Origin of the sequence: Cryobacterium sp. PH31-L1 (assembly GCF_030063145.1) — a bacterium.
In the GTDB taxonomy this organism is placed as follows: domain Bacteria; phylum Actinomycetota; class Actinomycetes; order Actinomycetales; family Microbacteriaceae; genus Cryobacterium.
Genome location: NZ_JASISM010000004.1, coordinates 147,075 through 161,506, shown reverse-complemented (window position 1 = coordinate 161,506; position 14,432 = coordinate 147,075). Strand labels below are relative to the sequence as shown.

Here is a 14,432-nt window from a genome sequence, read left to right as displayed (position 1 = left end):
GACCGGCCAGTTTCCTCAATTGGGGGGTTCAGATAGAACTCTCGTGTTCTAGGCTCGATGCATGACAAATGACATCCAGCGCACTCCCACGGCCATCGACCAGATCGCCGAAGAGTGGGTGGACTCCCTCGTCGACCTTGACCCAACGGTGGGTACCTACATCGGCCGCACCGAGGGTGATGGCCGCTACGGTGACTACTCACCGGCTGGCCACGAACGCTTCGTCGCCGAGGCCAAGAAGACAATCGCCCAACTGGATGCCGCCCGCCCGGTTGACAGCATCGACGAGGTCACCAAGATCGACCTGCGGAGCGAGTTGTCGCTCAGTGTCGAGAGTTCAGACGCCCAGTTGGAACTGCGCGACCTCAACGTCATCGCTTCGCCGGCCCAGGAGATTCGCGAAATCTTCGACCTCATGCCCACCAAGACCGTCGACGACTGGGCCAACATCTCAAGCCGGTTGGGCAACCTCCCGGCCGCCATCGACGGGTACATCGAGACCCTTCGCCTCGGCATCGAGCGTGGGGTGACCCCCGCACGCCGCCAGGTGCGCGAGGTGCTCGCGCAGGCTCAGCGCCACGCCGCCAATGACGGCTTCTTTGCCGAATTCTCAGCGAACGCGTCGCTCGATAGCGGCACCCTTCCCGCTTCCCTCGCCAAGGACCTCGGCCTCGGCGCCCGCCGCTCGGCAACCGCCTACGACAAACTGGCAACCTTCTTCCGCGACGAACTTGAGGGCAAAGCCACCGACGAGGACGCGATCGGCCGCGAGCTGTACACCCTCGCCTCCCGCCGCTTTCTCGGCGCCACCATCGACCTCGACGAAACCTACGAGTGGGGCATCGAAGAACTCGCCCGCATGGTCGACGAGCAAGAGAAAGTCGCCGATCAGATCAAACCCGGCGCGAGCGTGCTCGAAGCCATCGCCTACCTCGACACCGACCCGAGCCGCAAGCTGCACGGTACCCAGGCCCTGCAGGAGTGGATGCAGCGCACCAGCGACAAGGCGGTCGCCGACCTCGCCGAAACCCAGTTCGACATCCCCGACGAGATCAAGACCATCGAGTGCATGATCGCCCCCACCCAGGAAGGCGGCATCTACTACACCGGACCCACCGACGATTTCTCCCGGCCCGGGCGAATGTGGTGGTCGGTGCCGGTGGGTGTGACCGAATTCGACACCTGGCGCGAGCTCACCACCGTTTACCACGAGGGTGTCCCCGGTCACCACCTGCAGATCGGCCAGGCCGTCTACAACCGGGCCAAGCTCAACACCTGGCGCCGGCAGCTCGCTGGCACGAGCGGTCATGCCGAGGGCTGGGCCCTCTATGCGGAACGACTCATGGAACAGCTCGGCTACCTCGACGACCCGGCCGACCGCCTCGGCATGCTTGACGGCCAGCGGATGCGCGCCGCTCGCGTCGTGCTCGACATCGGTGTGCACCTGGGCAAGACCCTGCCCGACGGTTCCGGCCCCTGGACCGCAGACTACGCCTTCGAATTTCTCGGTCAGAACGTGAACATGAACGAAAGCTTCGTCAAGTTCGAGGTTAATCGCTATCTCGGCTGGCCGGGCCAGGCGCCGTCCTACAAGGTCGGCCAGCGCATCTGGGAGCAACTGCGCGATGCCGCTCAGAAGCGCCAGGGGGATGCATTCTCGATCAAGGAATTCCACCGTACTGCCCTCGATTTAGGTGGCGTGGGTCTCGATACCCTGCGGTCGGCGCTGCTGAAGTAGGGCATCCGCTGGAGTAGGCAGACGAGAAGTCTGGTCAAGTTGCCTGCGGGGGAGTCTGGTAGCTAAGATAAAGTGTCACATTTGTGGCACTCTATCCGCTGCCATGCGCGGAACGTTCCCCGGGTTTTCTCTACCGCGGAACAACTAAAACACCTGAACGACTTTTTGCGTGTGGCCCGACTATGTCCATCCTGGAGCAACTACTACATGACAATCGCAACGACCGAACGGGCACCCAAGCAGGTCGCCATCAACGACATTGGATCTGCTGAAGACTTTCTTGCCGCGGTCGAAAAGACTCTGAAATTCTTCAACGACGGAGACCTCATCGAGGGCACCGTAGTGAAGATCGACCGCGACGAGGTTCTCCTCGACGTTGGGTACAAGACTGAGGGCGTCATTCCCTCCCGCGAACTTTCCATCAAGCACGACGTCGACCCCTCCGAGGTTGTCAAGGTCGGCGACCTGGTCGAGGCCCTCGTTCTTCAGAAGGAAGACAAAGAAGGCCGCCTCATTCTCTCCAAGAAGCGCGCTCAGTACGAGCGTGCATGGGGCGACGTTGAAAAGATCAAGGAGTCCGACGGTGTTGTCACCGGTTCGGTCATCGAGGTCGTCAAGGGTGGACTCATCGTCGACATCGGCCTGCGCGGCTTCCTGCCGGCATCGCTCATCGAACTTCGTCGCGTTCGCGACCTGACCCCGTACCTGGGCCAGGAAATCGAAGCGAAGATCCTCGAGCTCGACAAGAACCGCAACAACGTTGTGCTGTCGCGTCGCGCCCTGCTCGAGCAGACGCAGAGCGAGAGCCGCACCACGTTCCTCAACAACCTCCAGAAGGGACAGGTCCGCAAGGGCGTCGTCTCCTCGATCGTCAACTTCGGCGCGTTCGTCGACCTCGGCGGCGTCGATGGTCTGGTTCACGTTTCCGAGCTCAGCTGGAAGCACATTGAGCACGCCAGCGAGGTCGTTGAAGTTGGCCAGGAAGTCACCGTCGAGATCCTCGAAGTTGACCTCGACCGCGAGCGTGTCTCCCTGTCGCTCAAGGCAACGCAGGAAGACCCGTGGCAGGTATTCGCCCGCACCCACGCCATCGGCCAGGTTGCACCGGGTAAGGTCACCAAGCTCGTTCCTTTCGGCGCGTTCGTTCGCGTTGCCGAGGGCATCGAGGGACTCGTACACATCAGCGAGCTGTCCGGCAAGCACGTTGAGCTCGCCGAGCAGGTTGTCTCGGTCGGCGACGAGGTCTTCGTCAAGGTCATCGACATCGACCTCGAGCGTCGCCGCATCTCGCTCAGCCTCAAGCAGGCCAACGACGGCGTCGACCCCGACGGAACCGAGTTCGACCCGGCCCTCTACGGAATGCTCACCGAGTACGACGACAAGGGCCAGTACAAGTACCCCGAAGGTTTCGACTCCGAGACCAACGAGTGGCGCGAAGGCTTCGACGAGCAGCGCGAAAAGTGGGAGCAGGACTACGCTGCCGCCCAGGCTCGCTGGGAAGCCCACAAGAAGCAGGTTTCGACCGCGAACGACGAGATCGCTGCCCCCAGCGACGTCGCACCGGCCGGTTCAGCTTTCTCGAGCGAGTCGGCTGGCGCCGGCACGCTCGCCGACGACGAAGCTCTCGCGGCACTCCGCGAGAAGCTCTCCGGCGGCAACTAGCACGACATTTTCACACTGAAACATCGGGTCGCATCCTTCGGGGTGCGGCCCGTTGTTTTTGTTACAACAGGATGGAGAACGGATGCTGCCGCCCCGGTCCGACGCAGCAACTGACATCCCGATGAACTTGATTGCGGCACAGGGAAGCCTTCGTGCTATACCTGATAGTGAGGATCTTTCTTTTTCCCTGATTGTGGCGGGAAGTCCGAGCCGATTAGTTTTGCGTTTTCCACCGATGCACCCGAAGGCTGGATGGAATCCGAGTTGAAGTTCCATGCACCAAAGTCCCATCGGAGAGTTCCATGAGTAGTTTTGACCCGGCCGACAACGCCGATTACAGGGTCGCAGACGATTCTCGATCAGACGCGGCACAGGGGAGCAACCGCCAGAGTGTCGATGATGCGGTTTCATCGTTGTCGATTGAAGTGCTCAACCGTCGCTTGCATGACCAGCAGTTCTACACGCGTTCGCTGATCGAGTCCAATATTGACTCGCTGATGACCACCGACACCAGGGGCGTCATCACCGACGTCAACCAACAGATGGTCGACCTGACCGGTCGCAGTCGGGATGAACTCATTGGTGCTCCCTGCCGCAATTTCTTCACGAATCCGGCGCGCGCCGACTCAGCAATCGCCCGCGTCATAAGGGAAGACAGATTAAGCGATTATGAGCTAACCGTGCGGTCGTTCGACGGCACGGAAACCGTCGTCTCGTACAACGGGTCCACCTTGCGCAATCGTGAGCGCATCGTGCAGGGTGTTTTTCTGGCAGCTCGCGATGTCACCGAGAGCAAACGATTTGAACGGGCGTTGCTGGAGAAGAACTTTAAGATGGAACAGACCAATATCTCTCGTGCCGCATACATCAAACGCGCCAGGGTAGAAATTTTGACCCCGTTGCAGAGCATCGTTTCGTCAGCGGAAGTCCTGATTGCGGGCATCGTCGGCGAACTGAGCGCAGCACAGCAGGATCGAATTAGGAGTATTCAAGCTGAGGGCGAGTATCTACTGTCGCTGCTGCACAACGTGTTGGGCATGTCTACAATCGAGACCGGAATTGTGGAATTCAAGTATCAGGACGTCAATGTTCAGGGAATTTTGGCGTCGTGTGCCGCCGCATTGAATCGGCCAGATAAGCCCCCGGTGAACGTGCAGATCGACGTGGCAAGTGACGTGGGATCGTGGGCACTCGATTCAGCTAACGTCGAGAAGATCATTGCTATTCTGCTCTCCAACGCCGTAATCGCGAGCCCCGGCGGCACTGTTACCGTGCAGGCACGTGTAGTGAGTCGTCACGATGTGGGCACGTATGTTGGCTCACGACCCAGTTGGATGTTTGAACTGGCCGAGAGCGAATTCATCGAGTTCCTAGAGTTTCGGGTAACGGACCTGGGAGTAGGCATTGCAGCCGAAGACCTTCGCACCGTGTTTCTGCCGTTGGGACACCGAGGATCCGATCCTGAGTGGCCCTCCGCGGGAGGTGGCGTGGGGCTTGCCTTGGTGAAACTATTGGTGGAGCTTCAGAACGGCACCCTCGGTGTCGACTCCACGTTCGGAGAAGGCGCCGCATTCACCTTCTGGCTGCCGCGCCGTATCGCACCCATTATCGAGAGGGAGGTTGCGACCCCCACCAGTCCGATCCCTTCCACTGTCGAAAATCACGATGACGAATCTGCGGAGTTGGCCCCGCTGGAACCGCTCGATGAGAACGGGGATTCCCTGCTGCAGCATGCGAGTAAGGAACTCATCGCAGCCGCCAATGCCGATTCCAACGTGGACCTTCAGAGCCTCGCCGAAGCCGTCGCTGGCCTGGCTGTGCCAAGCGGTCACTCCACGGCCCTTGTCGTCGAAGACGACCCGAAATCAGCCAAACTTGTTCGGCTGCTGCTCGAGGCCGAAGGTTTCCGGGTGATTGGGGCGCCGAGCGGTGAAGAGGCACTAGATCTTGCCCGCCGGGTGCCGCTCAGCCTGATCACCCTCGACGTGCAGCTTCCGGGAATGGACGGCTGGAAATTCCTGATGAAACTGCACGACTCTCCGAATCTGGCTTCCATCCCGGTGGTCGTCATCGCCGGTCTAACCGATATGAGCCTGGCACTGAGTCGCGGCGCGGCGGCCGTGCTGGAGAAACCGCTGCAACGGGTCGAACTGCAGAATTCCCTCACCCTGCTCGGACTGCGTCCCGACCGTTCTCACACCCGGTGCATCCTCATAGTTGACGAAGACAGCGAAACCGTCGATCAGGTGACGTCCTACCTGGAGGAGCCGGCCTATCGGGTCGAATCCTCCGCAACCGGCACCGCTGCAATAGCGGATGCGCTCAAGCTCGCGCCCGACCTTATTTTGATCAATCTCATGATGGAGCACCTCGGTGGATTCAGAATTGTTCGTGCTTTGCAGGAGCACGAGAGCACCCAGCACATTCCGGTTCTGGTCATGTCGTCGGAGCAGATCACCGATGAGGAGCAGGACACCATCGACAGCGATCCGGCTCAGCCCGTGGTGGCGATGAACAAGCCTGACTTCAACCGGCAGGCGCTTCTGGCCGAGATCAAGCGCGCTCTCGGCTGAGTGCAAGCCCACGACACCACCGACGCGCTGATATTCCACGGCCCCAGCGGAGAATTCCATGAAGCGATTGTCTCGTAACAACAACGACCTTCTGATCGACGAACCACTGGTCTCGGGTGAGGCGCACAACTCGACCGATCTCTCATCGCTCTCCATTGATGCGCTCAAGCAGAGGCTGCACGACCAACAGTTTTATGCCCGGTCTGTGATCGAATCCAGTATCGATGCCGTCATGACCACGGACATCAGGGGCACCATCGTCGATGTGAATCGACGGGTGATGGATCTGTCCGGGCGTACCCGGGATGAGCTACTGGGGAGTCCTTGCCGCAAACTGTTCACCGATCAAGCACGCGCTGACGAGCTGATTGCGCAGGTCCTGATGAACGAAAGCGCCAGCGACTTCGAGCTGACCATTCGATCCTTCGCGGGTACCGAGGTTGAGATCTCATTCAACGCGTGGGCGCTTCGCGACCGTGAACGTTCCGTGCATGGAATTTTTGCAGCCGGACGTGACGTGACTGAGACCAAAAATCTCGAGCGGGCGCTACGAGACAAGAACAACAAGTTGGAGGAGATGAATAGAGCGCGGGCGGAGTATCTGAAAGTTGTCGAGGTCGTTCTTCTCGCGCCATTGAACAGTATTGTCGCCGAGTCATCGGCGATGGCCTCGGGTTCTGATGGTGTCCTTACCGACGTTCAGCAGGCTCGAATAGAACGGATCCAGACGCAGGGCGAGCAACTCTCGGCTTTGCTGGGCGATCTCATCGGCATGTCACGGGTAGAGACGGGGCTGATTGACCTGGAGTATGCGGACACCGAAGTGAGAGCGCTTCTTCAGGGGGCCGTCGCTCGGGCTACGAAGTACAGCGGGGCCATGACCAGCGGGACAGTGATGGTGGCTGTGCAGGTTGCGCCTGACGCACATAGTTTTACCGTGGATGCCGCCAGTCTGAACCAGATTATTGACGTTTTGCTGTCCAATGCTCTGCAAGCGTCCGGCGAGCACGGCCAGATCAACGTGGCGGCCCGGTTGGTCAATTCGCGCGTGGCTGGCACATTCTCCGGGTCTCGTCCCCACTACGCTATTTCGCCGCAGGAGTCGGACTGCGACGACTATCTCGAAATTAGCGTGTCCGATGGCGGCATTGGACTCGTCGAGTCCGAGCTCGCCGAGATTTTCCGGCCACTTCGCCAGGTGGTGGACAACGCGCACCGCCGGTTTGACGGGCACGGCGTCGGACTGACCAAAATAAAGCATCTGCTCGAGGCACAGGGCGGGGGCTGTGGCGTGGAGAGCGTTGTGGGGGCGGGGGCAACTTTCACCATCTGGCTCCCGAATCACGGGGTTCCGACGTCAACCTCGACAGATGCCAGCAGCTAGCATGGCCTGATGTATTTGATTGGGTTGACCGGCGGGATCGCCTCGGGCAAGAGCACAGTGGCGAAGCGACTGGCCGATCTAGGGGCTGTGGGCATCGATGCCGACCGTTTGGCCCGGGAAGTGGTTGAACCGGGTACCCCAGGCCTCGCCGACATCGTCACCGAGTTCGGCGAGGATATTGTGCTGGCCGACGGCACATTGAATCGGCCGGCCTTGGGCGCGATCATTTTCACTGACCCGTCCCGGCGTGAGCGGCTGAACGCCATCACCCATCCGGCCGTGCGTCAGCTCACCCGGGCGCGCGTAGCCGCTGCGGCGGCCGCTGACCCGCACGCCATCGTCGTCTACGACGTACCCCTCCTGGCCGAAGCAATCGCCGGCGGTCTCGTCAAGTTCGACCTGATCGTCGTCGTGAAAGCGGATGCTGACACGCGCATCGAGCGGATGGTGAAGTTGCGCGGCCTTACGCCCGACGAGGCGATCCACCGCATCACCGCACAGGCGAGCGACGCGGAACGCCTCGCTCTGGCCGACGTCGTCATCGACAACACGGGAACCGTCGCCGAGACCCTCGCCCAGGTTGACACGCTGTGGGACCGGGTGCGTAGTGCTGAAGCCGACGCGAGTGACGGGAGCAATGACATCCGTTTGGGGCCCACGGCCGTGGAGAGCTGAGTGTCAGACCCCCTTTGTAGAATGGAAGTATGGAACCCACGCGCTCTGTGAACCCGTTTGAAGTGGTCAGTGAGTACACGCCGAGCGGCGACCAGCCCACGGCGATCGCCGATCTCGCTGCCCGCATCAATGCCGGCGAAACTGACATTGTTCTGCTCGGCGCCACGGGCACGGGCAAGTCGGCGACGACCGCCTGGCTGATCGAGCAGGTGCAACGTCCGACGCTCGTGTTGGCCCACAATAAGACGCTCGCCGCCCAGCTGGTGAATGAATTCCGCGACCTCATGCCCAACAATGCGGTTGAATACTTCGTCTCCTACTACGACTACTACCAGCCGGAAGCCTACGTACCCCAGACCGATACCTTCATCGAGAAGGACTCCTCGATCAACGAAGAGGTCGAACGGCTGCGACACTCCACCACGAACTCACTGCTCAGTCGTCGCGACGTGATCGTGGTGTCGACGGTGTCGTGCATCTACGGTCTCGGCACGCCGGAAGGCTACATGCAGGCCATGATCGCCCTTCAGGTGGGGCAGAAGGTCAGTCGCGATTGGTTGGTGCGCAAATTCGTCGCCATGCAGTACAAACGCAACGATGTCGATTTCTCTCGCGGCAACTTTCGAGTTCGCGGCGACACCATCGAGATCATCCCGATGTACGAAGAGCTGGCGATTCGCATCGAGATGTTCGGCGACGAGATCGAGGCGCTGCACAGCCTGCATCCGCTAACCGGTGACATCGTCAAGACACTCGACGCGGTCTCGGTGTTTCCGGGCTCGCACTATGTCGCGAGCGATGACGTCATGCGTCGGGCGATCGGCACGATCGAGATCGAACTGGCCGAACGCCTTCAAGTGCTCGAACGTGAAGGCAAGCTCCTCGAAGCGCAGCGACTGCGCATGCGCACCACCTTCGACCTCGAAATGATGGAGCAGATCGGGTTCTGCTCCGGCATTGAGAACTATTCCCGCCACATCGATGCCCGCGAGCCGGGGGAAGCCCCGCACTGCCTGCTCGACTATTTTCCCGACGATTTTCTCATGGTCATCGACGAGTCGCACGTGACCGTGCCGCAGATCGGCGCCATGTATGAGGGCGATTCCTCGCGCAAACGCACCCTGGTCGACCACGGCTTTCGGTTGCCGAGCGCGCTCGACAACCGCCCGCTCAAGTTCAATGAGTTCAAAAACCGGGTCGGCCAGACCGTGTATCTGTCGGCGACGCCGGGTAAGTACGAGATGGGCATAGCTGATGGCATCGTCGAGCAGATCATCCGACCGACCGGCCTGATCGACCCGCAGATCATTGTCAAGCCGAGCAAGGGGCAGATCGACGACCTGCTCGAAGAGATCAAGAAGCGCAGCGAACGCAACGAGCGCGTGCTCGTCACGACCCTCACCAAGAAGATGGCGGAGAACCTCACCGACTTTCTCACCGAAGCCGGGGTGCGCGTACGCTACCTGCACTCCGACGTCGACACCCTGCGCCGGGTCGAGCTGCTGACGGAGCTGCGTGCTGGCATCTACGACGTTCTGGTCGGCATCAACCTGCTTCGTGAGGGCCTAGACCTGCCCGAGGTGTCCCTCGTCGCCATCCTCGACGCCGACAAGGAGGGCTTCCTGCGCTCGGCCACGTCGCTCATCCAGACCATCGGGCGCGCGGCCCGCAACGTGTCCGGCGAGGTGCACATGTACGCCGACCGGCTCACCGCCTCGATGGAAAAGGCAATCGACGAGACCGACAGGCGCCGAGAGAAGCAGGTGGCTTACAACACCCTGCACGGCATCGACCCGACCCCGTTGCGCAAACGCATTGGTGACATCACCGAGGCCCTCGCCCGCGAGGAGGCCGACACGGCTGAGCTGCTGGCCGGCCGCGATGCCCGCCGCAAAACGTCGACGCCCAACCGTCGCGTCGGCCTGGCCGCGAACGGCGCCAACGATCTCGAGTCGATCATCGCCGACCTCAACGGGCAGATGCTCGAGGCTGCTGGCGAGCTCAAATTCGAGCTCGCCGCTCGCCTGCGCGATGAGCTGTCCGAGCTCAAGCGCGAACTACGCCAGATGGAGAAAGCCGGCCACCTGCAATAGCCGACGCCGCGTGCCTCCCGAGTCGGTGCCGGTCCCGGAACGGTTCCCCTAGCGTCGCGGCACTCGTCCGCTCTCCTGGCACTCCGAGCTAGCGGTGCCGCCATCTCTACTGAGTGCCGCGAGAGCGGATGCTGCGGCTGGGCCGGCTGGGCTGGGCCGACCAGGCTCAGTCGAACGCAGCCCGATTGCTGAACCCGGTGCGATTACCGCCAGCAGTAAGCGCGCCGCCGACCGCGACGAGCGCCGGCAACGCCACGACGATCAGGGCCAGTTGCAGCCACGGCGGCGTGAACGGCAGCACGGAGAAGCCCGCCGTGTCGCGGGTCAGCGAGAGCGCGAACGACGGCACCAGCCCGAGCAGCACCCCGATCACGCTGCCGAGGCCCACGATCACCACGGCTTGCCAGAACCCGAAGGCTCGACGAACCCGCGGTGATGCCCCGAGGGAGGTGAGCACGGCTTACCGACAGGTCGACGCCCGCGAGTGCCGTGATCGCGGTCTCGCCGCGGCCGTAGTGCATCGAGACACCGTCGAGCTGTAAGAGGATGTCCGAGCCGGTCACGCGTGGGCCTGCACCGTTTTGGCCGGGCGTCCGCGCTTGGGCACATCCGTGTTGAGCGGCAGCGGATCGGCCAGCCCGGCGGCCCGAGCACGAGCGAGCCGGTGCTCCGAGTGATCGAGCCAGCGCGCCTCGGCCTCGGCCGCGAAGATGAGCGAGTCGACCACCAGCAGCCAGGCCAGCTGCTCCGACGACTCCGGGTCGGCGGTCGCGTTCTTGGTGCGGGTCAGCTCTTGCAGGGTACGCATCGTGGCGGTGCGCTGCACTTGGATCACCTGGGCGATGTCAACTCCCGGCAGCGTCACGGCGATCGCGAGCTTGATGGCGAGCTCGTCGCGGGTAGCCATGGTACGTACCACGGGGGAGCCGAGCCAGTCGGCGACCTCCGCGCGGCCGGCATCCGTTATCTGGACGTAATTCTGACCGTCGGCGTCGATATCGGCCTTTTGCACGAGGCCGTCCCGCTCGAGCCGGTCCAGCGTGTTGTAGATCTGGCCGACGTTGAGCGGCCAGGTTGAACCGGTACGCCGGTCGAATTCGGCCCGCAACTGGTAGCCGTAACACGGCCCCTGGTTGAGTATGGCGAGCAGACTCTGGCGAACAGACATACGACCTCCGACTCTTCAAACGGCTAATAACTACTGAGTATATACATACTCAGCAACCTTACGCGGAGGCCGCGCCCCGCGTCGTGGCACTCGTTAGCTCTCGTGGCACTCCTAGCACCGAGTGCCGCGAGGCCTAACGAGTGCCACGACGCGAAAGGCATCCTGCCGGTTGTGCAAATCGTGCATGCGGCCCTAACGGCCTCGCCGAGGCCCGACTTCCTGCACGAGACTGTCAGTGGCGTTGCATAGACTCAATGAGTGTCGATTACCAAGGTAGAAACAGGTCCGAAACTCAGTGTGCGCGGAGCCCGGGTGCACAACCTCCACAACGTAGATCTCGAGATACCGCGCGACTCGCTCGTGGTCTTCACCGGGCTCTCCGGGTCGGGCAAGTCGTCGCTGGCCTTCGACACCATCTTCGCCGAGGGCCAGCGCCGCTACGTCGAGTCGCTCTCGGCCTACGCTCGGCAATTCCTCGGGCAAGTCGACCGGCCCGATGTGGACTTCATCGAGGGCTTGAGCCCCGCGGTATCGATCGACCAGAAATCGACCAACCGCAACCCGCGGTCCACGGTCGGTACCATCACCGAGATCTACGACTACATGCGCCTGCTCTGGGCCCGCATCGGCGTGCCGCACTGCGCTGTCTGCGGCGAGATCATCCAGTCCCAGACCGTGCAGCAGATCGCCGATCAGCTGATGGAATTGAAGGCGGGCATCCGCTACCAGGTGGTCAGCCCGGTGATTTCTCAAAAGAAGGGCGAGTTCGTCGACCTGTTCCAGGAACTCGCCGGCGGCGGTTACTCCCGGGCGATCGTCGACGGCGCCCAGATTCAGCTGAGTGAACCGCCCGTTCTCAAGAAACAGCAAAAGCACGACATCGCTGTCATCGTCGACCGGCTCGTCGCCGGCCCCGAACTGCTCAGTCGTCTCACCGACTCGCTCGAAACGGCGCTCAAACTCACCGATGGCCTCGTGCAGATCAACTTCCTTGACGAAGAAGGCGACAAGGCCTGGCAGAACTACTCCGAGAAGCTGTCCTGCCCGAACAACCACCCGGTGCAGCTGACCGAAATCGAACCGCGCACCTTCTCCTTCAACGCGCCGTTCGGCGCCTGCCCGGAGTGCTCCGGCCTCGGTACCCGCATGTCCGTCGATGAAGACCTGTTGCTCGGCGACCCCGACCTGAGCATCGCCGAGGGCGTCGTGCTGCCCTGGACCACCCAGGGCAAGGGCCTGTTCCAGTACTACGAGAAACTGCTCGACGGGCTCGCCCGCGACCTCGACTTCTCGCTCGACACCCCTTGGGGTGAGCTCACCAGCGAGGTGCAGAACGCCGTCATGCGCGGCGACAACTTCGAGGTGCGGGTCAAGTGGAAAAACCGTTACGGCCGGGAGATGAGCTACACCTCCGGTTTCGAGGGCGTCGTGCCGTACATCGAACGCCAGTATCTGCAGGCCGAGAGCGACACCCAGCGTCAGCGCTGGTCGGAATACCTGCGCGAGGTCGACTGCCACGTCTGCCGGGGCACCCGGCTCAAGCCCGAGGTGCTCGCCGTGCTCGTGCACGACGCGAGCATCGCGGATGTCTGCGCCCTCAGCCTGAGTGATGCCCGCGCCTTCATGGACAAGCTGACCCTGACAGACCGGGAGGCGGCCATCGCCGCCCAGGTGCTGCGGGAGATCAGGGCACGCCTCGACTTTCTCATTCGGGTGGGGTTGAACTACCTCAACCTGGCCCGGGCCGCGGCGACCCTCTCGGGCGGTGAGGCGCAGCGCATCCGTTTGGCCACTCAGATCGGGTCCGGCCTCACCGGAGTGCTTTATGTTCTCGACGAACCGAGCATCGGCCTGCACCAGCGCGACAACCGGCGCCTGATCGAGACGCTCGTCACCCTGCGTGACCTCGGCAACACGCTCATCGTGGTCGAGCACGACGAAGACACCATCAAGACCGCCGACTGGGTCGTCGATATCGGCCCTGGCGCCGGCGTCAATGGCGGGCACGTCGTGCACTCCGGCTCCTATGAAGGGCTGCTGGCCAACACCAAGTCGCTGACCGGCGATTACCTGTCCGGACGCAAGTCCATCGCCACGCCGCAGACCCGCCGCCCGGTCGACCCGGAGCGCCTGATCGGCGTCACCGGCGCCGAGGCCAACAATCTGCAAAAGGTCTCGGTGACCTTCCCGCTCGGCACCTTCACGGCCGTCACCGGGGTCAGCGGATCGGGCAAATCATCGCTGGTCAACGACATCCTCTACCGGGTGCTCGCCAACCGGCTCAACGGCGCCCGCAAACTTCCCGGCAAGCACACCCGGGTCACCGGCCTCGAGCAACTCGACAAGGTCATCCACGTCGACCAGGCACCGATCGGCCGCACGCCGCGCTCCAACCCGGCCACCTACACCGGCGTGTTCGACAAGATCCGCACCCTGTTCTCCGAAACCATCGAATCGAAGACCCGCGGCTACCTCCCTGGCCGGTTCAGCTTCAACGTCAAGGGCGGGCGCTGCGAAGCCTGTTCGGGCGACGGCACCATCAAGATCGAAATGAACTTTCTGCCCGACGTGTACGTCGCGTGCGAGGTATGCGGGGGAGACCGGTACAACCGCGACACCCTCACCGTGCACTACAAGGGCAAGAACATCGCCGAGGTACTTGACATGCCGATCAGCGAGGCTGCCGACTTTTTCGAACCGATCTCCTCGATCCACCGCTTCCTCAAGACCCTGGTCGAGGTCGGACTCGGCTATGTGCGCCTCGGCCAGAGTGCCACCACCCTCTCCGGCGGTGAAGCTCAGCGGGTGAAGCTCGCCACTGAGCTGCAGAGGCGTTCCAACGGGCGCAGCGTGTACGTGCTCGATGAGCCCACCACCGGACTGCACTTCGAAGACGTGCGCAAACTCCTGCTCGTGCTGAACAGCCTCGTCGACAAGGGCAACACCGTCATCGTCATCGAACACAACCTCGACGTCATCAAGTCCGCCGACTGGGTGATCGACCTCGGACCCGAGGGTGGTTCCGGCGGCGGCAAGGTACTCGCCACCGGCACGCCGGAGCACCTCGCCACGGTCAAGAAGAGCTTCACCGGCTCCTTCCTGAAGGAGGTCCTGGCTGCCGGCTAGGCGGCTGATCGGC

The 14,432-nt window shown here is 62.3% G+C and carries 9 protein-coding genes; 7 read left to right on the top strand and 2 right to left on the bottom strand.

The genetic code is table 11. The features are described 5' to 3' along the window. The first annotated feature begins 61 nt into the window (after positions 1 to 61). From QMF22_RS09750 to uvrB, 6 genes are all read left to right on the top strand, one after another. A complete protein-coding gene (locus QMF22_RS09750; protein WP_283452984.1) occupies positions 62 to 1,738 on the top strand; it encodes a DUF885 domain-containing protein in 1,677 nt (558 codons plus the stop codon). A 207-nt stretch (positions 1,739 to 1,945) separates the two neighbouring features. Continuing rightward, positions 1,946 to 3,400 (top strand): 30S ribosomal protein S1, encoded by a 1,455-nt coding sequence (gene rpsA, locus QMF22_RS09745; RefSeq protein WP_092107815.1) that lies wholly within the window; start codon positions 1,946 to 1,948, stop codon positions 3,398 to 3,400. A 302-nt stretch (positions 3,401 to 3,702) separates the two neighbouring features. Next, a complete protein-coding gene (locus QMF22_RS09740; protein WP_283452981.1) occupies positions 3,703 to 5,973 on the top strand; it encodes a response regulator in 2,271 nt (756 codons plus the stop codon). A 58-nt stretch (positions 5,974 to 6,031) separates the two neighbouring features. After that, positions 6,032 to 7,357, top strand: coding sequence for a PAS domain-containing sensor histidine kinase (locus QMF22_RS09735; protein ID WP_283452979.1), 1,326 nt, complete (start codon positions 6,032 to 6,034; stop codon positions 7,355 to 7,357). Positions 7,358 to 7,366: 9 nt separating this feature from the next. After that, positions 7,367 to 8,032, top strand: coding sequence for a dephospho-CoA kinase (gene coaE, locus QMF22_RS09730; protein ID WP_283452977.1), 666 nt, complete (start codon positions 7,367 to 7,369; stop codon positions 8,030 to 8,032). 29 nt (positions 8,033 to 8,061) lie between these two features. Further along, a complete protein-coding gene (uvrB, locus tag QMF22_RS09725) occupies positions 8,062 to 10,125 on the top strand; it encodes an excinuclease ABC subunit UvrB (RefSeq protein WP_283452975.1) in 2,064 nt (687 codons plus the stop codon). 166 nt (positions 10,126 to 10,291) lie between these two features. On the opposite strand, the gene QMF22_RS09720 is transcribed toward uvrB, so the two are convergent. Then, positions 10,292 to 10,582 carry an ABC transporter permease family protein gene (locus QMF22_RS09720; protein ID WP_283452973.1) on the bottom strand — a complete coding sequence of 97 codons (291 nt, stop codon included), beginning with the start codon at positions 10,580 to 10,582 and terminating at the stop codon, positions 10,292 to 10,294. Positions 10,583 to 10,684: 102 nt separating this feature from the next. Beyond that, positions 10,685 to 11,293, bottom strand: coding sequence for a PadR family transcriptional regulator (locus QMF22_RS09715; protein ID WP_283452970.1), 609 nt, complete (start codon positions 11,291 to 11,293; stop codon positions 10,685 to 10,687). A gap of 258 nt (positions 11,294 to 11,551) precedes the next feature. Between QMF22_RS09715 and uvrA the strand changes: the two genes are divergently transcribed. Continuing rightward, positions 11,552 to 14,419, top strand: a complete 2,868-nt coding sequence (uvrA, locus tag QMF22_RS09710) for an excinuclease ABC subunit UvrA (protein WP_283452968.1) — start codon at positions 11,552 to 11,554, stop codon at positions 14,417 to 14,419. Positions 14,420 to 14,432 lie beyond the last annotated feature (13 nt).